The organism is Immundisolibacter sp., assembly GCF_014359565.1.
Classification (GTDB): domain Bacteria; phylum Pseudomonadota; class Gammaproteobacteria; order Immundisolibacterales; family Immundisolibacteraceae; genus Immundisolibacter.
In genome coordinates, this window is sequence record NZ_JACIZD010000003.1 from 56,022 (window position 1) to 78,848 (window position 22,827).

22 protein-coding genes are annotated in these 22,827 nt (G+C 69.9%); 14 read left to right on the forward strand and 8 right to left on the reverse strand.

The window, feature by feature from the left end; all coding sequences use genetic code 11:
- Positions 1-24 precede the first annotated feature (24 nt).
- The 9 genes from can (at position 25) to djlA (ending at position 8,146) form a co-directional block, all read left to right on the forward strand.
- A complete protein-coding gene (can, locus tag H5U26_RS06265) occupies positions 25-648 on the forward strand; it encodes a carbonate dehydratase (RefSeq protein WP_290617753.1) in 624 nt (207 codons plus the stop codon).
- 3 nt (positions 649-651) lie between these two features.
- Positions 652-1,329: a glycerophosphodiester phosphodiesterase family protein gene (locus H5U26_RS06270; RefSeq protein WP_290617755.1), complete on the forward strand. Its 678-nt coding sequence runs from the start codon at positions 652-654 to the stop codon at positions 1,327-1,329.
- Between the two features lie 255 nt (positions 1,330-1,584).
- On the forward strand, positions 1,585-2,124 hold the full coding sequence (locus H5U26_RS06275) for a DUF4142 domain-containing protein (protein WP_290617757.1): 540 nt from the start codon (positions 1,585-1,587) through the stop codon (positions 2,122-2,124).
- A 44-nt stretch (positions 2,125-2,168) separates the two neighbouring features.
- Positions 2,169-3,125 carry a diacylglycerol kinase family protein gene (locus tag H5U26_RS06280; protein WP_290617759.1) on the forward strand — a complete coding sequence of 319 codons (957 nt, stop codon included), beginning with the start codon at positions 2,169-2,171 and terminating at the stop codon, positions 3,123-3,125.
- Positions 3,116-3,946: a metallophosphoesterase gene (locus H5U26_RS06285; RefSeq protein WP_290617761.1), complete on the forward strand. Its 831-nt coding sequence runs from the start codon at positions 3,116-3,118 to the stop codon at positions 3,944-3,946. Before H5U26_RS06280 ends, H5U26_RS06285 begins: the two co-directional genes overlap by 10 nt.
- A 121-nt stretch (positions 3,947-4,067) precedes the next feature.
- Entirely contained in the window at positions 4,068-4,835 is a 768-nt protein-coding gene (locus H5U26_RS06290; protein WP_290617763.1) for a TerC family protein, read from the forward strand.
- The gene (locus tag H5U26_RS06295) at positions 4,762-6,567 is read left to right on the forward strand and encodes a chorismate-binding protein (protein WP_290617765.1); all 1,806 of its coding nucleotides are present in this window, start codon (positions 4,762-4,764) and stop codon (positions 6,565-6,567) included. Before H5U26_RS06290 ends, H5U26_RS06295 begins: the two co-directional genes overlap by 74 nt.
- Positions 6,564-7,397 carry an ion transporter gene (locus tag H5U26_RS06300; RefSeq protein WP_290617767.1) on the forward strand — a complete coding sequence of 278 codons (834 nt, stop codon included), beginning with the start codon at positions 6,564-6,566 and terminating at the stop codon, positions 7,395-7,397. The genes H5U26_RS06295 and H5U26_RS06300 overlap by 4 nt, the downstream gene beginning before the upstream one ends.
- The gene (gene djlA / locus H5U26_RS06305) at positions 7,397-8,146 is read left to right on the forward strand and encodes a co-chaperone DjlA (RefSeq protein WP_290617769.1); all 750 of its coding nucleotides are present in this window, start codon (positions 7,397-7,399) and stop codon (positions 8,144-8,146) included. Before H5U26_RS06300 ends, djlA begins: the two co-directional genes overlap by 1 nt.
- A gap of 26 nt (positions 8,147-8,172) precedes the next feature.
- On the opposite strand, the gene meaB is transcribed toward djlA, so the two are convergent.
- Together meaB and scpA are read right to left on the reverse strand one after the other, a co-directional pair.
- The gene (meaB, locus tag H5U26_RS06310) at positions 8,173-9,156 is read right to left on the reverse strand and encodes a methylmalonyl Co-A mutase-associated GTPase MeaB (RefSeq protein WP_290617771.1); all 984 of its coding nucleotides are present in this window, start codon (positions 9,154-9,156) and stop codon (positions 8,173-8,175) included.
- Positions 9,153-11,318 carry a methylmalonyl-CoA mutase gene (scpA, locus tag H5U26_RS06315; RefSeq protein ID WP_290617773.1) on the reverse strand — a complete coding sequence of 722 codons (2,166 nt, stop codon included), beginning with the start codon at positions 11,316-11,318 and terminating at the stop codon, positions 9,153-9,155. The genes meaB and scpA overlap by 4 nt, the downstream gene beginning before the upstream one ends.
- Before the next feature lie 487 nt (positions 11,319-11,805).
- Between scpA and pdhA the strand changes: the two genes are divergently transcribed.
- The 5 genes from pdhA (at position 11,806) to H5U26_RS06340 (ending at position 15,536) form a co-directional block, all read left to right on the forward strand.
- Complete coding sequence (gene pdhA, locus H5U26_RS06320; RefSeq protein ID WP_290617774.1) at positions 11,806-12,873, forward strand: pyruvate dehydrogenase (acetyl-transferring) E1 component subunit alpha; 1,068 nt, start codon at positions 11,806-11,808, stop codon at positions 12,871-12,873.
- Positions 12,866-13,843, forward strand: coding sequence for an alpha-ketoacid dehydrogenase subunit beta (locus H5U26_RS06325; protein WP_290617775.1), 978 nt, complete (start codon positions 12,866-12,868; stop codon positions 13,841-13,843). The genes pdhA and H5U26_RS06325 overlap by 8 nt, the downstream gene beginning before the upstream one ends.
- A 4-nt stretch (positions 13,844-13,847) precedes the next feature.
- A complete protein-coding gene (locus H5U26_RS06330; RefSeq protein ID WP_290617776.1) occupies positions 13,848-14,960 on the forward strand; it encodes a dihydrolipoamide acetyltransferase family protein in 1,113 nt (370 codons plus the stop codon).
- A gap of 73 nt (positions 14,961-15,033) precedes the next feature.
- Entirely contained in the window at positions 15,034-15,276 is a 243-nt protein-coding gene (locus tag H5U26_RS06335) for a type II toxin-antitoxin system Phd/YefM family antitoxin (protein WP_290617779.1), read from the forward strand.
- Positions 15,273-15,536, forward strand: coding sequence for a Txe/YoeB family addiction module toxin (locus tag H5U26_RS06340; RefSeq protein WP_290617781.1), 264 nt, complete (start codon positions 15,273-15,275; stop codon positions 15,534-15,536). The genes H5U26_RS06335 and H5U26_RS06340 overlap by 4 nt, the downstream gene beginning before the upstream one ends.
- 22 nt (positions 15,537-15,558) lie before the next feature.
- Here H5U26_RS06340 and H5U26_RS06345 read toward each other — a convergent pair whose 3' ends face one another.
- The 6 genes from H5U26_RS06345 to map form a co-directional block, all read right to left on the reverse strand.
- Positions 15,559-16,587, reverse strand: a complete 1,029-nt coding sequence (locus tag H5U26_RS06345) for an alcohol dehydrogenase catalytic domain-containing protein (RefSeq protein ID WP_290617783.1) — start codon at positions 16,585-16,587, stop codon at positions 15,559-15,561.
- Positions 16,588-16,602: 15 nt separating this feature from the next.
- Positions 16,603-16,863, reverse strand: coding sequence for a hypothetical protein (locus tag H5U26_RS06350; RefSeq protein WP_290617785.1), 261 nt, complete (start codon positions 16,861-16,863; stop codon positions 16,603-16,605).
- Between the two features lie 239 nt (positions 16,864-17,102).
- On the reverse strand, positions 17,103-17,924 hold the full coding sequence (dapD, locus tag H5U26_RS06355) for a 2,3,4,5-tetrahydropyridine-2,6-dicarboxylate N-succinyltransferase (protein ID WP_290617787.1): 822 nt from the start codon (positions 17,922-17,924) through the stop codon (positions 17,103-17,105).
- A gap of 29 nt (positions 17,925-17,953) precedes the next feature.
- Positions 17,954-19,144 (reverse strand): succinyldiaminopimelate transaminase, encoded by a 1,191-nt coding sequence (gene dapC, locus H5U26_RS06360; protein WP_290617790.1) that lies wholly within the window; start codon positions 19,142-19,144, stop codon positions 17,954-17,956.
- A gap of 19 nt (positions 19,145-19,163) precedes the next feature.
- Complete coding sequence (gene glnD, locus H5U26_RS06365) at positions 19,164-21,863, reverse strand: [protein-PII] uridylyltransferase (protein WP_290617792.1); 2,700 nt, start codon at positions 21,861-21,863, stop codon at positions 19,164-19,166.
- Positions 21,860-22,630, reverse strand: coding sequence for a type I methionyl aminopeptidase (gene map, locus H5U26_RS06370; protein ID WP_290617794.1), 771 nt, complete (start codon positions 22,628-22,630; stop codon positions 21,860-21,862). Before map ends, glnD begins: the two co-directional genes overlap by 4 nt.
- Positions 22,631-22,827: the final 197 nt, after the last annotated feature.

The following is a 22,827-nucleotide window of genomic DNA, read 5'->3' on the forward strand; positions in this document are numbered from 1 at the left end:
GATCACCCTCCATGCGACTCCCCCATGTCCGACCTGAACAAACTCATCGAGTCCAACCGCGCCTGGGCGGCGCGGGTCAAGGCCAGCGATCCCGACTTCTTCACCCGCCTGCTGGGCCAGCAGCGCCCGCATTACCTGTGGATCGGCTGCTCGGACAGCCGCGTGCCGGCCAACCAGATCGTCGGCCTGCTGCCGGGCGAGATCTTCGTGCACCGCAACGTCGGCAACCTGGTGCACCAGACCGACCTGAACTTCCTAGCCGTGCTGCAGTACGCCGTCGAGGTGCTGCGCGTCGATCACGTGATCGTGTGCGGGCATTACGGCTGCGGCGCCGTGCAGTCGGTGCTGGACGGCCAGCCGCTGGGCCTGATCGACAACTGGTTGCGCAACATCGAAACCGTCTACCGGCAACACCGGGACATCGACGCCCTGCCGGCCGACCAGCGTCTGAATGCGCTGTGCGAGCACAACGTGCGCGCCCAGGTACGGGCGGTGTGCGACAGCACCGTGATGCGCGGCGCCTGGGCGGCTGGCCAGGAAGTGACCGTGCATGGCTGGATTTACGGCATCGCCGACGGCCTGGTGAATGACCTTGGCGTCAGCTGCGCCTCGCCGGCCGACCGCGCCCGCCTGGATACGACCGACTGAAAGGTGCTGCGCATCGCCCATCGCGGCGCCAGTAGCGAGGCGCCGGAGAACACCCTGGCCGCCATCCGCCGCGCCATCGAACTCGGTGCGCCGTGGGTGGAGGTGGACGTGCAGGCCTGCGCCGACGGCCTGGTGGTGATCCACGACGAAACCCTGGAGCGCACCACCAACGGTCACGGGCCGGTGGCCGATCAGCCGCTGGCCGCGCTGCGGGCGCTCGATGCCGGCCACGGCGAGCGCATCCCGCTGCCACGCGAAGTGCTGGACCTGTGCCGCGGGCGCTGCGGCGTGAATCTGGAATTGAAAGGGCCGGGCGTGGCGCCGCTGCTGCTACCGCTGCTGCGCGAGGCGCTGGCCGGCGGCTGGTCGAGCCGCGACCTGCTGGCCTCTTCGTTCGACTGGACCCAGCTGGCGACACTGCGCACCACTTTGCCGCAGCTGCCGCTCGGCGTCCTTACCGAGCAGGTGAATGAGCAAGCCTGCTCGGTGGCGCGCGCCGTGCAGGCCAGTGTCATCGGCTGCGCGCTGGAATACGCCGACGCGGCGGCGGTGGCCGCGGCGCACGATGCCGGCTGCGCGCTGTGGGTCTACACCGTCAACCACCCGCAGGATCTGGCCCGCCTTGCAGCACTCGGCGTCGATGCCGTGTTTTCAGACTCTCCCGCCGCTGCGCAGCTGTAGCGACACGATGGATTGATCGGCACTTGCCCAGACAAAAGCGGCGCCAGTCCATTTTGGGCCGGCGCAGTCCCCGGCTGGGCGCGATCCGTCGAGGCGCCAATCGCTGCGCGCAGGCCCTTCCGCCGCGTTCAGTCATTCGCCAGCCCACCCGGCCGATGCCGGCTCCGCCATTCGGCCATCATTCAGCCGCAGCGCGAACTCCCCCCGCGGCGCTGGGGTCGAACAGGCCAGCACGGCAAGCAAAAGGAGAATAGCATGCGAGTCCTTACCCCCCTGTGTCTGGCCGCCGGCATGGCTCTTTTCAGCCCCGGTGCAGCGGTGTTGGCCGCCGAGGACGCCGCCACGCAGCCGCACGCCGCGGCGGCCCAATTGGTCGACGCGGATTTCGCGGCCGATACGGCCGCCGGCGGCGTTGCGGAAATCGAAATGGCCAGGCTGGCCAAGGAAAAGTCGACCAACGAGGCGGTGACGGCCTTCGCGGATCAGATGATCGCCGACCACGGCGCCGCGAATGCGCAGCTCAAGCAGGTGGCCGCAAAACTCGGCTGGGCCCTGCCGACGGACATGGGTCCGCAGCACCGCGAAACCTACGCCAACCTCAAAAAACTGTCCGGTGATCGGTTCGAGGCCGCCTACCGCTTGGCGATGGTCAGCGATCACAGCAAGACGGTGGCCGCCTTTGAGCAGCAGGCCGAGTACGGCAAGACGCCCGAACTGAAAGCCTTCGCGGAAACGTTGCTGCCGAAGCTCCAGCACCACCTCGAAATGGCGCAGGCACTGCCGGGCGGCGATTGAGCAGCGCGGCCCCGGCCCCGCCCGCCACGCGGACGGCGCCCGGCGTGACCGAGCAGATGATTCCGGGCGGCGGCTTCTATTTCGTCGTCAATGCCGGCTCGGGATCGCAGCAGAGCGACGACACGCAACGGGTCATCCGCGAGGTGCTCGAATCGGCCGGGCACCGCTGCAAGTTCTTCGAGGCCGGCAGCGGTGCCGATTTGCCGGGGCTGGCGGCGCGCGCGCTGCACGAGGCGCAGCAGAACGACGGCATCATCGCCGCGGCCGGTGGCGACGGCACGCTGAACGCCGTCGTGCAGGTGGCGCTTGGCGGCGGTCGACCGTTCGCCATGGTGCCGCGGGGCACATTCAACTACTTCGGCCGCACGCACGGCATTCCGCAGGACCTGCGGGCGGCCGCCGAGGCGCTGCTCGACGCCCGTGTGACGCCGGTGCAGGTCGGGCTGGTCAATGATCGGGTGTTCCTGGTCAACGCCAGCCTTGGCCTGTATCCGCGTTTGCTGGAAGACCGCGAAGCGTTCAAGCAGCGCTTTGGCCGCAGCCGTTTCGTCGCCTTCTGTTCGGCGCTGGCGAGTCTGCGGCGGCACTGGCAGCCGATGCCGATCGAGGTCGAGATCAACGGCGAGCGGCAGGTCCTGTCCACGCAGTCGCTGTTCGTCGGCAACAATGCCTTGCAGTTGCAGCAGGTGGGTGTCCCGGAGGCGGACGCCATCGGCCATGCGCTGGCGGTGCTGATGTTGCGCCCGGTCAGCACGGCGGGGCTGCTCGGCCTGCTGGTGCGGGGCGCGTTCTCGCGGCTGGGCGACGCGGACAGCGTGATCAATTTTTCGACCCGCGAGCTGACCGTGCGACCGCTGGTCGCCGGCAGGCGCTTCAAGGTGGCGGTGGATGGCGAGATCACGTATTTGACCGCGCCGCTCGTGTTTCGGGTGGCGCCGCAACCGCTGGCGCTGCTGGTGCCGCGCGACCGCGCTTCGCCGGCGGGTGCGGCGTGCGACTGATCCTGCACCTTTCGGACACCCATTTTGGTACCGAGCGCCCGGCGGTGGTGGCGGCGCTGACGCGCCTCGCTCAGCGCGAACGACCGGACATCGCCGTGCTGTCGGGGGATGTCACCCAGCGTGCGCGGCGGACGCAGTTCGCTGCCGCGCGGCGGTTCGTGCAATCGCTTGAGGTGCCGGTGGTGATCACGCTGCCGGGCAATCACGACATTCCGCTCGACAACGTGTTCGCGCGCCTGGGGAGGCCGTACGCCCGCTATCTGGAGGCCTTCGACGGCCCCCTCAGCCGCGTCCATTGCGGACCGGGCGAGTTCATCGTGGCGCTCAACAGCACGCGCTGGTACCGACACATCCACGGCACCGTGTCACGCCGCCAGCTGCAATGGAGCTGCGATGAACTGCGCGCCGCGCCGCCCGGGCTGCTGAAGCTGGTGGTGACGCATCACCCGGTGTACGTGCCGCGCCCCAGCGAGGAGCACAACCTGCTGCGTGGCCATCGCGAGGCGCTGGCCCAGTGGGCGGCGGCCGGCGCGGACCTGATTCTGGGCGGGCATATTCATCTGCCATCGATTACGCCGCTGGCGGAGGCGCGCGCGCTGAGCCGGTCGGTTTGGTCGGTGCAGGCCGGCACGGCGGTGTCCTCCCGCGTGCGCTGGGAGGCGCCCAACTCCGTCAACCTGCTGCGCTACGACCCGCTGGTCGCGCCCGGTGAATGCTGCGCCGAACGGTGGAACTTCAGCGCGGCGAGCGACGAATTCGAGCTGGCCGAAGCGGTGCACATGCTGCTCGCCGGGCGCGCAGCGTCGGCCACCGCGCGGTGACCGGCCGATGCCGCGTGGCCAGCGCCCGCGAGCAGCGATAATGCGCCCAACGGCTCCATCCGCAGCCGGCTGAGGCGGCAACGCTCGGATCGCTTCGTTCACACCTCTTCAAGGAGACCCCATGGCGTTCTTCGACTGGATGGCCAACCCCGAGGCCTGGCTGGCGCTCGGCGCCCTGACCGCAATCGAGATCGTGCTGGGCATCGACAACGTGATTTTCCTGTCCATCCTGGTGGCCAAGCTGCCGAAGGCGCAGCAGGCCAAGGCGCGCCAGATCGGCCTTGGCCTGGCCATGGGCATGCGCATCCTGCTGCTGCTGTCGCTGTCCTGGCTGCTGGGCTTCACCCAGCCGCTGTTCGCGCTGCTTGGCTATGAGATTTCCGGGCGCGACCTGATCCTGATCGCCGGCGGCCTGTTCCTGCTCGCCAAGAGCACGCTGGAAATCCACTCCGGTCTGGAAGGCGAGGAAGGCGGTGCCTCGGCACGCGCAGTGGCCTCGTTTGCGGCCGTGATCGTGCAGGTGGTGTTGCTGGACATCGTGTTCTCGATCGACTCGGTGCTGACCGCGGTCGGCATGGCCAACGACATTCCGGTGATGGTGCTGGCGATCGTGATCTCGGTCGGCATCATGCTGGTGGCCGCCAGCGCCATCCATGAGTTCATCGAACGCCACCCGACCATCAAGATGCTGGCGCTGAGCTTCCTGGTGCTGGTCGGCGTGGCGCTGATCGGCGAGGGCCTGGACATGCATATCCCACGTGGCTACATCTACTTCGCGATGGCCTTCTCGGTCGGCGTGGAAATGCTGAACATCCGTGTGCGCCGCCGCGCCGCGGCGCCGGTGCAGCTGCGCCGGGCCTACGTGGAGGACCAGCCGCCTGACCGTTGAGGCGCCGTCCGGGCCGCTGCTGCGGGGTGTCGACGGCCGCTGGCTGCGCTTCTGCGAGCCGGCCGGCGAGGTCACGGCGGGGACACTCGGCGAGGTATTGCCGGCGCTGGCGCGGGTCGAGGGCGCGCTCGCCGCGGGCCTGTACGCGGTCGGCATGCTCGCCTACGAGGCGGCGCCGGCCTTCGATCCGGCACTGGTGGTGCGTGCGGACGGGGAATTTCCGCTGCTGTGGTTCGGCTTCTACCGCGCCGTGCGGGACTTCGACTGGCCGCTCATCGTCCCACCGCCGGCCGCGCGCTGGCGGGCCGAACTGGCGCAGCCGGATTATCTGGACGCGGTGGCGGACATCCGCCGCGCGCTGGGCAAGGGCGACTGCTATCAGGTGAACTTCACCCAGCGTCTGCGGGCCGCCTGGCATGGCGACCCGTGGGCCTGGTTCGCGAACGCGGCGCGCTGGGCCACGCACGGGGCCTACCTGGATCTGGGGCGCTACGTGGTGGCCAGTGCCTCGCCGGAGCTGCTGTTCGCCCGCACCGGTGAGCTGATCGAATGCCGGCCGATGAAGGGCACCGCCCGGCGCGGCCGCACGCTGGCCGAGGACCGGCGCTTGGCCCGCGCCCTGCGCCACTCGCCCAAGGAGCGGGCCGAGAACCTGATGATCACCGACATGGCGCGCAACGACCTTGGCCGCATTGCTCTGCCCGGCAGCGTCGACGTGCCGCGGCTGTTCGAGGTGCAGCGCCACCCCGGTGTGTGGCAGATGATCAGCCGCGTGCAGGCACGAAGCCGGGCCAGCCTCAGCGACACGCTGCGCGCGTTGTTCCCGGCCGCGTCGGTGACCGGCGCGCCCAAGGTGCAGGCCATGCGCCAGATCGCCGCCCGCGAGTGTTCGCCGCGTGGCATTTATTGCGGCAGCATCGGTTACGCGGCGCCGGACGGCACGGCCAGCTTCAACGTCGCCATCCGCACGCTGCTGGTCGATCGCCACACCGGCCAGGCCCGGTTCGGCACCGGCAGCGGCATCGTGTGGGATTCCGATCCCGTGGCCGAGGCGCGCGAGTGTCGCCTCAAGGCACGCGCCCTGCGCCGGCCGCCGCTGGCTTTCGGATTGATCGAAACACTGCGCTGGACGCCGGCCGAGGGCTATTTTCTGCTGGAAGAGCACCTGCGCCGGCTGCATGACTCCGCCGTCTGGGCCGGCATCTGGCTGCCGTCCGGCGCGGCGCAGGCGGCGCTGCAAACGGCGGCGGCGGGGTTCCCGCAGACACCGCAACGGGTGCGGCTGGAGCTGGGCGCCGACGGCGAGCTGTGCGTCGAGGCCACGCCGCTGGCCTGGCCCGGTCGCCGGCTGTGGACGCTGGCGCTGGCGGCAGCGCCGGTCGATGCGGCCGATCCGCTGCTGTTCCACAAGACCACCCGGCGTGAAATTTACGACCAGGCACGCGCGCAGCAGCCGGCGGCCGACGATGTACTGCTGTGGAACCGGCGCGGCGAACTGACCGAGACCACCATCGCCAACATTGCGTTTCTGCGCGGCGGCGTCTGGTACACGCCGCCGCTGCGCTGCGGCCTGCTGCCCGGCACCCTGCGCGCTGCGCTGCTGCGTCAGGGCAGAATCCGCGAGGGCGTGCTGCGGCGGGACGAGCTGGCGGCGACGCCGGCGCTGGCCGTGTTCAACTCGGTGCGTGGCTGGCTCGCCGCGCGGCTGATGGATGCCACGGAGGCGGCGTGACACGGACTCTGAGCGACTGGCGCGCCGCCGCCTACCGCGTCGTCTTCGAGGCCGACACCCCGGCCGGCAAGCGCTTCGACGTGCTGCTGCTGTGGACCATCCTGGTCAGCGTGGCGCTGGTGATGCTCGACAGCGTGGCGTCCATCCACGCCCGTTACGGCGCCTGGCTGTACCGTGCGGAGTGGATTCTGACCGCGCTGTTCAGCGCCGAATACCTGGCGCGGCTGGCCAGCGCGCCGCGGCCGTGGCGGTACGCGCGCAGCTTTTTCGGCGTGGTCGATCTGCTGGCCATCGTGCCGACCTACCTGAGCCTGTTCTTCGCCGGCAGCCAGATGCTGCTGGTGATACGGGCGCTGCGCATGCTGCGCGTGTTCCGGGTGCTCAAGCTGGGCCGCTACGTGCGCGAGGCGGCGGTGTTGCAGCAGGCGCTGCGCGCCAGTCGGCCCAAGATTGCGGTGTTCCTATACACGGTGCTCACGCTGGTAATGCTCATCGGTACGCTGATGTACGTCATCGAGGGGCCCGAGCGCGGCTTCACCAGCATCCCGACCAGCATCTACTGGGCCATCGTCACCCTGACCACGGTCGGCTACGGCGACATCTCGCCGGTCACGCCGGCTGGACGGCTGCTAGCCAGTATGGCGATGATCCTCGGCTACGGCATCATTGCCGTACCGACCGGCATCGTCACCGTGGAGATGGCCCGCGCCCGCGACAGTGGTTCGGTCTCCACCCGCACTTGCCGCGACTGCACCCGCGAAGGACACGACCTGGACGCCATGCACTGCAAGTTTTGCGGCGCCGCACTGCCGCCGCTGGAGCCGTTCTGATGGCTTTCTGGGGCAAGCTGATCGGCGGCGTGGCCGGGCTGGCGGTGGGCGGCCCGCTGGGCGCCATGCTGGGCGTCGCCGCCGGGCACACGATGGACCAGGCCCGTGCCCGCGAGCTGCCGCAAGCGCGCCGGCGCCTGCGCCTGGATGCGCTGATCGACAGCGGCTTCGCGCTGATGGGCCACATCGCCAAGGCCGACGGCCGCGTCAGCGAGGCCGAGATCGCCGCCGCCGAGGCCTGGATGCAGCGCCTGGGCCTGAATGCCACGCAGCGCCAGCGGGCCATGGCGCGTTTCGAGGCCGGCAAACGGGCGGATTTTTCGGTCGCCCGCGGTATTGGCGAGTTTCGCGCCCAGGCGGGCGCCGATACCCGCCTGTTGCGCACCTTGCTGCAGATGCAGGTGTCGGTCGCCACGGCCGATGGGCGCCTGTCGGCCGCCTCGCGCCAGGCGCTGGCGGGCGTGCTGTCGCGTCTGGGCCTGCCGGCAGCGCTGCTGGATGCCATGCTCGGCCCGTCCGGCGCGGCCGGCGGCGGACGGCGGGCGGCGCCGTCCGCGCCGCGCATCGAACAGGACTATGCGGTGCTCGGCGTGCCGGCGAGTGCCGACCAGGCGGCCATCAAGAGCGCCTATCGGCGCCTGATGAGCCGCCATCACCCGGACCGGGCCGGCGACGATCCGGGCGCCACCGCCCGCGCCCAGGCCATCAATGACGCCTACCGGCGCATTCGCGAGGCGCGCGGCTTCTGAAGCCCCGCGCCCCGGGTCAACCCGGGTCAATCGGCCGGACGATAAAGGCGCATCAGCTGCCGGCAGGCGGCGGCGGGCGTCAGGCGGCCGGCGATGACGGCCTGCGTCACCTCGTCCATGGCCGCCGCCACGGCCGGATGGCCGCGAAAGCCCTGCTGCAGCGCATCGCCGATCAGGGTCCACAGCCAGCTGAGCGCCTGATGGGCGCGCTTGTCGGCCAGCTCGCCGCTGCCCGACAGCGCGGCGTGAAAGCGCATCACGGTTTCCCAGACCTGGGCAATGCCTTCCTGGCGCAGCGCGCTGCACGCGAGCACCGGCACCGACCAGTTGGGCGAGGCCGGCCGCAGCAGGTGCAGCGCCACTTCGAACTGGCTCTTGGCCAGCGCCGCCGCCTGCGGGTTGATGTCGGCCTTGTTGATGACGACCAGGTCGGCCAGCTCGACCACGCCTTTCTTGAGCGCCTGCAGCTCGTCGCCGGCATTGGGCAGTTGCAGCAGCAGGAAACAATCCACCATGCCGGCGACGGCGGTTTCCGACTGGCCGACGCCGACGGTCTCCACGACCACCACGTCGTAGCCGGCCGCCTCGCACAGCAGCAGGCTCTCGCGGGTGCGGCTGGCGACGCCGCCCAGGTTCCCGCCGGCAGGGGAGGGGCGGATGAAGGCGGCCGGCTCGCGCGACAGCAGCTCCATGCGCGTCTTGTCGCCCAGAATCGAGCCGCCCGTGCGCTGGCTGGACGGGTCCACCGCCAGCACGGCGAGGCGATGGCCGCGGCCGGTCAGGTGCAGGCCGAGCGCCTCGATGAAGGTCGATTTGCCGACGCCCGGCACGCCGCTGATGCCAAGGCGCACCGCCTTGCCGGTGTGTGGCGCGAGCGTCGTCAGCAGGGTCTCGGCGACCGGGCGGTCCTGCGCACGGGTCGATTCGACCAGCGTGATGGCCTGCGCCAGGGCGCGCCGCTCGCCGGCCAGCAGCGCTTGCGCCAGCGCGGCCGGGTCGAGGCGGCTCAAGAGCCGGCGTGCGCCGGGCGGGCGGCGCGGATGGCGCTCAGCACCTCGCGCGCGGCCTGCGGGATCACCGTGCCGGGGCCAAAGATGCCGGCCACGCCAGCGGCGCGCAGGAAGTCGTAATCCTGCGGCGGGATGACGCCGCCGACCACCACCAGGATGTCGTCGGCGCCCTCGGCCTTGAGCGCCTGGATGATCTGCGGCACCAGCGTCTTGTGGCCGGCGGCCAGGCTCGATATGCCGACCACGTGCACGTCGTTTTCCACCGCCTGGCGCGCGGCTTCTTCCGGGGTCTGGAACAGCGGGCCGATGTCGACGTCGAAGCCCAGGTCCGCGAACGCGGTGGCGATGACCTTGGCACCACGGTCGTGGCCGTCCTGGCCGAGCTTGGCGATCAGGATGCGTGGCCGGCGGCCGTAGTCGCGCTCGAAGGCCTCGATGTCGGCGCGCAGCTCGTCCCAGTCGCTGTCGCCGGCATAGGCGGCGCCGTACACGCCGGACACCGACTGCGACTGCGCGCGATGGCGGCCGTAGATCTTTTCGAGCGCGTCGCTGATCTCGCCCACCGTGGCGCGGGCGCGCGTGGCGGTGACGGCCAGCTCGAGCAGGTTGCCGCTGCCGCTGCGGGCGGCTTCGGTCAGCGCCGCCAGCGCCTGGCGCACGGCGTTCTCGTCGCGCGCGGCGCGCAGCGCTTTCAGGCGGGCGATCTGCCCCTCGCGGACCTTGGCGTTGTCCACTTCCAGCGTGTCGACGGCGTCCTGCGTGCTCAGGCGGTACTTGTTGACGCCGACGATGGTGTCCGCGCCGCGGTCGATGCGCGCCTGCTTGGCAGCCGAGCATTCCTCGATGCGCAGCTTGGGCATGCCGGTTTCGATGGCCTTGGTCATGCCGCCGAGCGCCTCGACTTCCTCGATGATCCTCCAGGCTTCGTCGGCCATGTCCTGGGTGAGCTTTTCCATCAGGTAGGAGCCGCCCCAGGGGTCGATCACGCGGGTGATGTGGGTTTCTTCCTGGATCACCAGCTGCGTGTTGCGGGCGATGCGTGCCGAGAACTCGGTCGGCAGGGCGATGGCTTCGTCCAGCGCGTTGGTGTGCAGGCTCTGCGTGCCGCCGAACACTGCAGCCATCGCCTCGATGGTGGTGCGGATGACGTTGTTGTACGGATCCTGCTCGGTCAGCGACCAGCCGGAGGTCTGGCAGTGCGTGCGCAGCATCAGCGAGCGCGGGTCCGTGGCGCCGAACTCCTTCATGATCCGCCACCACAGCAGGCGCGCCGCGCGCAGCTTGGCGATCTCCAGATAGAAGTTCATGCCGATGGCAAAGAAGAACGACAGCCGCGGCGCGAAGGCATCGATATCCAACCCGCTGGCCTGGGCGGCGCGCACGTACTCCATGCCGTCGGCCAGCGTGAAGGCGAGCTCCAGCGCCTGCGTGGCCCCGGCTTCCTGGATGTGATAGCCGGAGATGGAGATGGAGTTGAACTTCGGCATGTGCCGGGCGGTGTAGGCGATGATGTCGCCGACGATGCGCATCGACGGTTCCGGCGGGTAGATGTAGGTATTGCGGACCATGAACTCCTTGAGGATGTCGTTCTGGATGGTCCCGGACAGCTGGTCCTGGCTGACGCCCTGTTCCTCGGCTGCCACGATGTAGCCGGCCAGCACTGGCAGCACCGCGCCGTTCATGGTCATCGACACGCTGACCTGGTCCAGCGGGATGCCGTCGAAGAGGATTTTCATGTCCTCGACCGAGTCGATCGCCACCCCGGCCTTGCCGACGTCGCCGACCACCCGCGGGTGGTCGGAGTCGTAGCCGCGGTGGGTGGCCAGGTCGAAGGCCACCGACACGCCCTGGGCGCCGGCCGCCAGCGCCTTGCGGTAGAAGGCGTTCGATTCCTCGGCGGTCGAGAATCCGGCGTACTGGCGGATGGTCCACGGCCGCCCGGCGTACATGGTCGGCTGCGGGCCGCGCACGAACGGCTCGAAGCCCGGCAGCGTGTCGGCAAATTCCAGCCCCGCCAGGTCCGCCGCCGTGTACAGCGGCTTGACCGCCAGGCCGTCCGGCGTGTGCCAGGTGAGGGACTCCAGCGGCTTGCCGCGCAGGCTCTTTTCGGCGGCTGCCTGCCACTGCTGCAGGCTCACGGGCGGGAACTTCGGGTAGGGCATGGCGATCCTTGGATTGACCGACAACGGCGCGGGATGGTCATTCTAACGGCTGGCCCTGCGGCGCACGGCCACCGGCCGCGACCCTCGACAGCGGTTGTTCGTCGACCGGGCCGGCCCACGGCGCGTTCAAGGTCCAAAGTTGGTGCGACGGGGTGCCGGCTGTCCTCATTCCGGTGCGTGCCGGCCCTGGTTCTTGTCGGGCCACTGGGTCGCGGGCCAGTGGAATGGCGCTTTTCAGCTGTTGGCACGCCGCCTGCTATACCTAACCTGGCGGGGGCCGGGAACTCTTCCCCTCCTCCTCCTGATGGTGACTGGCACACACCATCCCGGCCCCCGCCCTTTTTCTGCCTGCCTCCCTCCCCACGTCACGTGCGCGGCATCGCTCCCAGTAAAGCAACGCGCGTTCTTCGCGTATTGCGACACGCCCCCTGCCTTGCCGCCGACACGCGCAGGCATTACAACTCCGGGACCGTCACCGGAGGCAAGCGTGAAAACCACCGTCGCCCGATTCAGCGTCGCCTACCACCAACTCATCGACGAACACGGCCAGGCAGTCGGCCGGCCGCCACGCATCAGCCCCACGACGCTGCGCCGGCTGTACGGCCAGATGGTGCGTACGCGCCGTTTCGACGAGCGCGCGGTGCGCCTGCAGCGCACCGGCCAGCTGGGCACCTATGCCTCCAGCCTGGGGCACGAGGCACTGCACGTCGGGCTGGCGGACGCCATGCGGGCCGAGGATGTGCTGCTGCCGACCTACCGTGAGGCCGGCGCGCTGCTGGTGCGCGGCGTGCCGATGGAGCAACTGCTGCGCTACTGGGGCGGCGACGAGCGCGGCAGCGACTTTGCCGGGCCGCGGCGGGACTTTCCCTACTGCGTGCCGATCGCCACCCAGTGCACGCACGCCGCCGGGGTCGCCAGCGCCATGCGTCTGCGCCGGGAAAAACGCGTCGCCGTGTGCTGTCTGGGCGATGGCGCCAGTTCCAAGGGCGATTTCTACGAGGCGCTGAACCTGGCCGGCGTGTGGCGTCTGCCGCTGGTATTCGTGGTCAGCAACAACCAGTGGGCCATATCGGTGCCCCTGTCCAAACAGACCGCCTGCGCCACGCTGGCGCAAAAGTCCATCGCCGGCGGCGTGCCGGGCGTGCAGGTGGACGGCAATGATTTGCTGGCGGTGCGTCAGGTGATGAGCCGGGCACTGAGCCGGGCGCGGCGCGGCGAGGGGCCGACCCTGATCGAGGCCCTGACCTACCGCCTGGGCGATCACACCACCTCCGATGATGCCCGCCGCTACCGCCCCGAAGCCGAGGTCAGCGCGGCCTGGAAGCGCGATCCGCTGCCGCGGCTGCGCCAGTACATGGCAGGGCAGGGCCTGTGGAGCACGGCTGACGAGGAAGCCTTGCTCGCCGACTGCGACGCGCAGGTCGAGCGCGCCGTAGCGGCCTATCTGGCAACCCCGCTGCCCACGCCGACCGACATGTTCGATCATCTCTACGCGCAGCTGCCGCCCAGTCTGGCCGGGCAGCGTGCCGAAGTGGCCGGGGCCGCCCATGGCTGAGCAATCCACCCTGGTCGAGGCGGTCAATCTGGCGTTGGCGCGGGCCCTGGCCGACGACCCGACGGTGGTGGTTCTGGGCGAGGACGTGGGTGTCAACGGCGGCGTGTTTCGCGCCACCGTGGGCCTGCAGGAGCGCTTTGGCGAGCGTGTCATGGACACGCCGCTGGCCGAGAACCTGATCGCCGGCGTGGCTGTGGGCATGGCCGCCGAGGGCCTGCGCCCGGTGGCGGAAATCCAGTTCTCGGGCTTCATCTACCCGGCCATCGACCAGCTGGTGAGCCACGCCAGCCGCCTGCGCAACCGCACCCGTGGCCGGCTGACCTGCCCCATGGTGCTGCGCGCGCCGTGCGGCGGCGGCATCCACGCGCCGGAGCATCATTCCGAGAGCAACGAGGCCATGCTGGCGCAGGTGCCGGGTCTGCGGGTGGTGATCCCATCGTCGCCGGCGCGCGCCTACGGCCTGCTGCTGGCCGCCATCCGCGACCCCGATCCGGTGGTGTTCCTGGAGCCGGCGCGCATTTACCGCGCGATCAAGGAAACCGTGGTCGATCATGGCGAGGCGCTGCCGCTGGATGTCTGCTTCGTGCTGCGCGAAGGCACCGACCTGAGCCTGGTCAGCTGGGGCGCCAGCGTGCTCGATTGCCTGGCGGTGGCCGATACCCTGGCCGCGGAGGGCGTCAGCGCCGAGGTCATCGACGTCGCCACCCTGAACCGGCTCGATGCCGACACGCTGCTGGCGTCTGTGGCCAGGACCGGACGCTGCGTGATCGTGCACGAGGCGCCGTTCAGCGGCGGCTTTGGCGCGGAAATCGCGGCGCTGCTGGCCGGGCCGGGACTGATGTCGCTGCTGGCGCCGGTCGAGCGCGTCACCGGCTACGACACGGTGATGCCGCTGGCGCGCCTGGAACACGCCTACATTCCCGGGCCGGCGCGCATCCTGGCGGCCGCCCATCGCGTGCTGGAGCACTGAACCGATGAACGAACCGGCCAAGATATTCACCCTGCCGGATCTGGGCGAAGGCCTGGCCGAGGCGGAACTGCTGTCCTGGCACGTCGGCCTGGGCGATCACGTGGTCGAGGGCCAGCCGCTGGCCTCGGTCGAGACCGACAAGGCGGTGGTCGAGGTGCCCTCGCCGCGGGCCGGCGAGATCGCCCGCCTGTGCGCGCAGGTCGGCGAGCGGGTCAAGGTGGGCGCGCCGCTGGTCGAGTTCGTGGGCGGGGCGAGCACCGACAGCGGCACGGTGGTGGGCGAGGTGGCCGTCGGCAGCGCCGTGCTGCACGAGGCGCCGCAGTCAGTCGGCCGATCCGGTGCCGGCCTGCGCGCCACCCCCGCCGTTCGGGCCATCGCCAAGCGCCTGGGCGTGGACCTGGGCTCGGTCACGCCAAGCGGCCCCAACGACACCATCACCAAGGCCGATGTCGAGCGCGTGGCGCGTATCTACGCCGAAACCGGGCCGCTGGAAGCGCTCAGCGGCACACGCCGGGCGATGGCCGTCAACATGGCCAAGACGCAGGCGGAAGTCGCCACCGCGGCGCTGTTCGACGATGCCGACATCCACGCCTGGCCGGCCGGCAGCGATCCCATGACGCGCCTGCTGCGGGCGCTGGCCGCCGGCTGCCGGGCCGAGCCGGCGCTGAACGCCTGGTTCGACAGCGAGGACATGGGCCGGCGCCTGCTGAAGAAAATCGACGTCGGCATCGCCGTCGACAGTCCGGAGGGTCTGTTCGTGCCGGTACTGCGCGACGTGGGCGGCCAGTCGGCCGGGGAACTGCGCGCCGGGGTCGATGCCCTCATGGCTGCCGTGCGCACGCGCAGCCTGAAACCGGAGCAACTGCGCGGCGCCAGCATCATGCTCAGCAACTTCGGCCCGCTCGGCGGCCGCTACGCGGTGCCGCTGCTGGTGCCGCCGGTGGTGGCCATCCTGGGCGCCGGCCGGGCGTGCGACCAGGTGCTGGCGGTGGACGGCCAACCGGCCGTGCGCCGGGTGCTGCCGCTGTCGCTCAGTTTCGACCACCGGGTGGTCACCGGCGGCGAGGCGGCGCGGTTTCTGATGGCTGTCAAGGCGGACCTGGAACGGGCGGATTAGTCTTGCCGCAGCCTTGCCATAACGTACGAATATGCGTACGCTTTGGTTCTTTAATGACCTCAGGTGCATTGCAATGTCCACTCTCACCGCAAGCGAAGCACGCGCCGGTCTTTACCGGCTCATCGATCAGGCCGCGGAGTCGCACCAACCGGTTGTCATCGCCGGCAAGCGCAACAGCGCGGTCCTGGTTGCGGCCGAGGATTGGGAGGCTATTCAGGAAACGCTGTATCTGCTGTCCGTGCCGGGCATGCGCGAGTCCATCAAGGAAGGCATGGCCGAGCCCGTCGACGCCTGCGCCAAGGAGCTGGATTGGTGACATGGCGGCTGGTCTATACCCGGCAAGCCCAGAAAGATGCCCGCAAGCTGGCCGCGTCCGGTCTCAGGGAAAAAGCGCAGGCACTGCTCAACGTCATCCAGAAAGATCCCTTCCAGAACCCGCCGCCCTACGAGAAACCGGTCGGTGATCTTGCGGGGACTTATTCGCGTCGCATCAATATCCAGCATCGCCTTGTATACCAGGTGCTCGAATCCGAGCAGGTCGTGAAGGTGCTGCGCTTATGGACGCACTACGAATAACCGGCCCGCCTGCGTTGTAAAACTACCCGGCCACCTGCAGCACCTTGGCCCCGGCGTGGCGGCCGAACTTGATATCCGCCAGCGCCCGGTTGGCGTCTGCCAGCGCATAGACCCGCAGCCTGGGCCGGATGCCGGCCTGCGCGGCCAGTGCCAGGCACTCGCGCACGTCGGCGCGGGTGACGTTGGCCACCGACTGCACGGATTTTTCCAGCCACAGCTCGCCGGCGTAGTCGATGCCGGCCATGACCGCGGCGTCGGTGCCTTCCTTGCGAATGGCATTCACCACCAGCCGCCCGCCCGGGCGCAGGTTGCGCAGCGCCGCCCGCAGCGGCGCCCAGGCCGGCGTGGTATCGATGATGGCGTGCAGCAACGTTGGCGATTGCGCATCGGCCGCACCGGCCCAGGTGGCGCCAAGGTCCAGCGCCAGCGCCCGTTGCGCCGCATTGTGGGTGAACACATGGATCGGCGAGCGCGCAAAGCGCGCCCGCGCCATCTGCAGCACCAGATGCCCGCTGGCACCGAAGCCGGTCAGGCCCAGCGCCTGGCCGTCTTCGAGCCGGCACAACGACAGGGCGCGATACCCGACCGCCCCGGCGCACAGCAGTGGGGCGGCCTCGAGGTCGCCGAGCGCATCCGGCAGCGGATGCACGAAACCGGCCGGCGCGGTCATGAACTGCGCATAGCCGCCGTGGGCGTCGCGCCCGGTGGCAACGAACTGCGCGCACAGGTTCTCGCGCCCTTCGCGGCAGTGCTCGCAGCGGCCGCAGGCGCTGAAAATCCACGCCACGCCGACCCGCTCACCCACGCGCAAATCGCTGCCGGCGGGCGCGCTGATCACCCGCCCGACCACCTGATGGCCCGGCACGATGGGCAGGCGCGGCGGCGGCGTGCGGCCCTCGATTTCGTCCAGCTCCGTGTGGCACACGCCGCAACAGGACACCTCGATCAGCGCCTCGCCGGCGGCCGGCTCGGGCAGCGGCAGCTCGCGCGCCTCCAGGGCCGCGCCGTCGTCGGCCACTTCGCCGAGCCGACTCAGCAGCATGGCCTGCATGGTGCCGGTGCCGACTTACAGCGTCTTGCGCAGGCGCTCGTAGCCGCGGGCGATTTCCTCGCCGACGAGCTTGGCCGCCGCGAGCACTTCGCGGCCGCTGTCGCCGGTGATGACGGCGGCCTCGGCGGCCTTTTCGCGCACCTGCTCAAGTTTTTTTTCGAGCTGGGCCCACTCGTCCTGCGCCTCCAGCCGGGCGAGGTGCGCCTTGACGATCAGTTCGTCGCGCTGCGTGGCCAGCTGGTCCAGCAGTTTCTTGAGTTCCTCGTTCGCAGTCATGATGACCTCCGCCCCGGATCGTCGGGGCACTGTGCAGTGGCAGGGCAGGGTCCATTAGGCGGTCGTGCGCAGTCGGCTGCCCTGATCGGCCTCAAGCAGGGGACTCGCGCCGCGCCACCGGCCGCGCGGGTCGCAGGCCTGAGCGCAGCCAGGGCGGAACTGGGAACACGCTGCCCAAATCCCTGTGGGAGGGGCGCCGCGCCGCGAATCCGCCCGAAGTGCGCCGGGCGGGCCCGTTCTCACACGCCGCGCAGCAACTCGTTGATGCCGACCTTGGCGCGGGTTTGCAGGTCCACCTGCTTGACGATGACGGCGCAGTACAGGCTGTGGCTACCGTCGGCGGCCGGCAGGTTGCCGGGCACTACCACCGCCCCGGCCGGCACGCGGCCGTAGGTGATCTGGCCGGTTTCGCGGTTGTAGATCTTGGTGCTCTGACCGATGAACACGCCCATCGACAGCACCGCGCCGCGCTCCACCACCACGCCTTCGACCACTTCCGAACGGGCGCCGATGAAGCAGTCGTCCTCGATGATGGTCGGCGCCGCCTGCAGCGGTTCGAGCACGCCGCCGATGCCCACGCCACCGGAAAGGTGCACGTTCCTGCCGATCTGCGCGCAGGAGCCGACCGTGGCCCAGGTGTCGACCATGCTGCCGCTGTCCACGTAGGCGCCGATGTTGACGTAGCTTGGCATCAGCACCACGCCGGGGGCGATGTAGGCGCCGCGGCGCACGGTGGCCGGCGGCACCACGCGGGCGCCCTGGGCGGCGAAGTCGGTGGCCCCGAAATCCGCGAACTTGGTCGGCACCTTGTCGAAAAAGCGCCCGTAGCCGCCGTCCATGACGGCGTTGTCGGCAATCCGGAACGACAGCAGCACGGCCTTTTTCAGCCACTCGTTGACGCGCCAGCCGCCGGCGGTCGGCTCGGCCACGCGCGCCGTGCCGGCATCCAGCAGCGCCAGGGCCTGCTCCACCGCGTCGCGCACGGTGGCGGTGACGTTGGCCGGGGTGATTTCGGCGCGCGCCTCGAAGGCGGCTTCGAGGGTGTCGATCAGGTCCTGCATGGGGTTTCCGTTGCGTCGGGTTGGGGGAGTCAGTCGTTCAGCGCGGCCGCCAGACGCGTTATGGCCTGCGCACAGGCGGCCTCGTCGGCCACCAGCGCCAGGCGCACGTGTCCGGCACCGGGATTCATGCCGCCGTCGGCGCGGGCCAGATAGCTGCCCGGCAGCACGCGCAGGTGATGGTCCGCATACAGGCGGCGGGTGAAGGCCGGATCGTCACCGCCCGGCACCGGCAGCCACAGGCAGAAGCCGCCCTGCGGCAACGTGACCCGGCCACCGAGCATCGGCACCGCGGCGGCCAGCTTGCGCCGGTAGATGGCGCGACTGGCCGCCACGTGCGCCTCGTCGCGCCAGGCGGCGGCACTGGCCGCCTGCACATGTTCCGGCAGCGCGCAGCCGTGGTAGGTGCGGTACAGCAGGAAGCGCTCGATCAGCCGTGCGTCGCCGGCCACGAAACCGGAGCGCAGCCCCGGTACGCTGGAGCGCTTGGACAGGCTCTGGAACACCAGGCAGCGTTCGAAGCCGTCCAGGCCCAGCGCCCGGCAGGCGGCCAGGATGCCCGCCGGCGGGGCTGCGTCGTCGGGATAGATTTCCGAATAGCACTCGTCGGACGCGATGACGAAGTCATGCCGCTGCGCCAGCTCGACCAGGGCTTTGAGCTGATCCAGCGTCAGCACGCGCCCGGTCGGGTTGTGCGGCGAACAGATGTACAGCAGCTGCACGTCGCGCCAGACAGCCGCCGGCACGGCGCCGAAATCCGGCTGATAGTCGGCCGCGGCGGCGCAGGGGATATACAGCGGCCGGGCGCCGGCAAGCAGCGCCGCGCCCTCGTATATCTGATAGAACGGATTGGGCATCGCCACCCGCGCGCCGGGTGCGCGGTCGATCAGGCACTGGGCGATGGCAAACAGCGCCTCGCGCGTGCCGCTCGCCGGCAGCACCTGACGGGCCGGATCGACGGCGCCTTCGGGCAGGCCGTGACGGCGCACCAGCCAGTCGGCGATGGCGGCACGCAGCTCGTCCGAGCCGGCCGTCTTCGGGTACCGGCCCAGGCCATCCAGGTTGTCGATCAGCGCGTTTCGCACCAGCGCCGGCGGCGCGTGGCGTGGCTCGCCGATGGACAGGTCGATCAGCGGCAGGCCACCGCCGTGCCGGACATCGGCCAGCAGGCCGCGCAGGCGTTCGAACGGGTACGGCTGCAGGTCGGCGAAACCGGGGTTCATGGCGGCACCCGAAGCCCGTTCAGGCCGGCGTGGCCGGTTCGCCGTCCAGGCGTCGCGCCAGTTGCTCGCGCAGCTGATCCAGGCGCGCCGCGTCGGTGACGGCATGCCCCGTGGCGTCGGTGACGAAAAAGGCGTCCTCGGCGCGCTCGCCGTAGGTGTTGACACGGGCGTTCTGCAGCACCAGTTCGCACTCGGCAAAGGCTTGCGCCACCTGTGACAGCAGGCCGGGGCGGTCCTTGGTGATCAGCTCGACGACCGTGCGGTCGCGCCCAAGGTCGGTGGCAAACGACACCTCGGTGGCCACCCGGAACGCCTTGTGCTGGCGGCTGACGCGCCGGCCGCCCGAACGCAGCGACAGTGGGTCTTCGAGCAGGGCCTCGCGCAGGGCGGCCCGGATGTCGCGGCGCCGGGACGGGTCGGACACCGGCTCGCCGTTCAGATCCGACACCAGGAAGGTGTCCAGCGCGTAGCCGTCACGGCTGGTGTAGATGCGCGCATCGACGATGTCCAGCCCGAGCCGGTCCAGGGTCGATGTGATGGCCGCGAACAGGAACTTGCGATCGCGCGTGTAGACCATCACGCCGGTGCTGCCGCGGTCCGGGAAGTCGCGCGTGGCCACCGCCGTCGGTTGCTCGCCGCGGCCGCGCAGGATGTGCTTGGCATGCCAGGCGATCTCCTCGGCCGTGAAGCGCAGGAAGTAGTCGTCGTCCAGGCGATCCCAGAAGCGCTCGCACTGTTGCGGGTCCACCTGCTCGGCCGGCAGCAGCGCCGCGGCCTGAGCGCGGACTTCTGCCGCCTGCTCGTGGGCGTCGATGGGGCTGCCGAAGCCCCGCCGCAGGGCGCGCCGGGTGGCCAGGTACAGCGTCGACAGCAGCGAGCCTTTCCAGGAATTCCATACCGTCGGTCCGGTGCCGCGCATGTCGGCCACCGTCAGCAGGTACAGGTAGTCCAGGTGCACCTGGTCGCCGACGGTGGCGGCGAAGGCACGGATCACCTCCGGGTCGCCGATGTCCTGCCGCTGCGAGACCTTGCTCATCAGCAGATGGTGGCGGACCAGCCAGGTCACCAGGCGGCTGTCAAGTTCGGACAGCCGGTGCAGGCGGCAGAACGCGTAGGCCTCGTGACCGCCCAGCTCCGAATGATCCCCGCCGCGACCCTTGGCGATGTCGTGAAACAGGGCTGCCAGGTACAGCAGCTCCGGTTTCGGGATGTTCTGGAATACCTCGTAACCGAGCTCCAGGGCACCGATTTTCTCGTCCGGGAAGGCATAGCTGCGCGTGTTGCGCAGCACGAACAGGCTGTGTTCGTCGACCGTGTAGACGTGAAACAGGTCATGCTGCATCTGCCCCACCACGCGCCCGAAGGCCGGGATGTAGCGGGCCAGCACGCCGTAGCGGTGCATGCGCTGCAGCTCGTGGCCGATGCCGTGCGGCTGGCGGATGATTTCCATGAACAGGCTGGTGCAGCGGATGTCGGCCCGAAACGCATCGTCGATCAGGTACAGGTGCCTGCGGATCAGGCGCACGGTGCCGGCGCGCACGCCGCGCACGTGTTTGCGGTGCTGCTGCAGCAGCAGGAAGATCTCCAGCAGCGCGAACGGGTAGCGTCGAAACACCCGCTCGTCCCGCGCCTCGATGAAGTCCTTGCGAATCTGGAAACGGCTGCTGAGCGGCACCGCGCGGTCGCTGCGCCGGGAGAGCAGGATTTCCTCCTCGAAGTGCGCCAGCAGCATTTCGTTCAGCCGCGACAGGCCCTTGACCGTGCGGTAGTAGCGCTTCATGAACTGCTCGACGGCCAGGGTCTCATCGCCGTCCTGGTAGCCGAAACGCTGCGCCAGCTCGCGCTGCTGGTCGAACAGCAGGTGATCGTGCTTGCGGCCGGCCAGCAGGTGCAGGCCGTTTCGGACCTGCGACAGGAACTCCTGGCCCTCGACCAGCAATTGGTACTCGTCCGGCTCCAGAAAGCCGTGATCGACCAGCTCGTGCAGGGTGCGGGCGCCGAAGTGGCGCTTGGCCACCCAGCCGATGGTGTGGATGTCGCGCAGGCCGCCGGGGCTTTCCTTGACGTTCGGTTCGAGCTTGTAGGCGGTGGCGTCGAACTTGTCGTAACGGGCCTGCTGCTCGGCCAGCTTGGCGGCGAAGAACTTGCGCGTCGGCCACATCTGGCCGGGACCGGTGCGCCGGCCAAGCTGCTCGAACAGGGCCGCGTCGCCGGCCAGCAGGCGCGCCTCGATCAGGGTGGTGGCGATGGTCACGTCGCGCCGGCCCTCGTCCACGCACTGACGGACGCTGCGCACGCTGGCGCCGATGTCCAGGCCCGTGTCGTACAGGAAGGTGACGAAGCGGGCAATGGCGTCCGACGCGCGGCTGATGTCGCCGGCCCGCCCTGCCAGGACCAGGATGTCGACGTCGGAGCAGGCGTGCAGCTCGCCGCGGCCGTAGCCGCCTACCGCCACCAGCGCCAGGCGCTGGGCGCCCGGCACATCGGCCATCTGCGCCGCCCAGATGCGCCGCAGCAGCAGGTCCACGAAGGCGGTGCGCGCCTGCACGATGGGCGTGCCGGCCGGCTGCCGGTCGTAGTGGGCGCGCAGGCGGTCGGTGAACTGCTGGCGCAGCTGCCGGCAGGTGGCGGCGGTGACGCCCAGCTCGTCAAGTGCGCGCCCGATTTCTTCCGCATCGAACAGCGGCGCCGGGGTCGATGCGGACGGCGGCGCGTTCACGGCGGCGTCTCGCCCTCGCGCAGGGTCAGCACCTCGACGCCGGTGTCGGTCACCAGCACCATGTGTTCCCACTGCGCCGACAGGCTGTGGTCCTTGGTCACCACCGTCCAGCCGTCGGCCAGCAGCTTCACGTGCCGCTTGCCGGCGTTCAGCATCGGCTCGATGGTGAACACCATGCCCGGTTCCAGCACCAGGCCGGTGCCCGGAATGCCGTAGTGCAGCACCTGCGGCTCCTCGTGGAACTGGCGCCCGATGCCGTGCCCGCAGTACTCGCGCACGATCGAGTAATTGCGCGCCTCGGCGTGGCTCTGGATGGCGTGGCCCAGGTCGCCCAGGCGCATGCCCGGCCGGACCATGCCGATGCCGACCCACAGCGCCTCATAGCTGGTCTCGCACAGGCGGCGCGCCTGGATGGTCGGCTCGCCGACGTAGAACATGGCGCTGGTGTCGCCGTGGTAGTCGTCCTTGATCACGGTGACGTCGATGTTGACGATGTCGCCGCGCTTGAGCGGCTTGTCGTTCGGAATGCCGTGACACACGACGTGGTTGACCGAGGTGCAGATCGACTTCGGGAAGCCGTGGTAACCCAGCGGCGCCGAGCGGCCGCCCAGCACCTGCGTCGTGTATTGCTCGCAGATGTCGTTCAGCGTATCGGTGCTGACGCCGGGGCGCACGTGCTCGCCGATCATGCCGAGCAGCTGCGCGGCCAGGCGGCCGGCCACGCGCAGGGCTTCGATTTCTTGAGGAGTTTTGATGGAAACGGTCATGGGCATCGGCGAGCGTCGCCGGCAGGGGCGGCGGCGGGGTAAAGGTTTTGAAATGTAGCAGCCGGCGCGCACGCCGGTAAACCGGCCGATTGTGGCCTGCGGCGATCGGTGCTATAAATCGCGCCCCTGACTTCGGGCACCCGCCCGACGATTGCCCGTTGTATCGCGGCCCTCACCCAAGACTTGCGGAGCGTTTT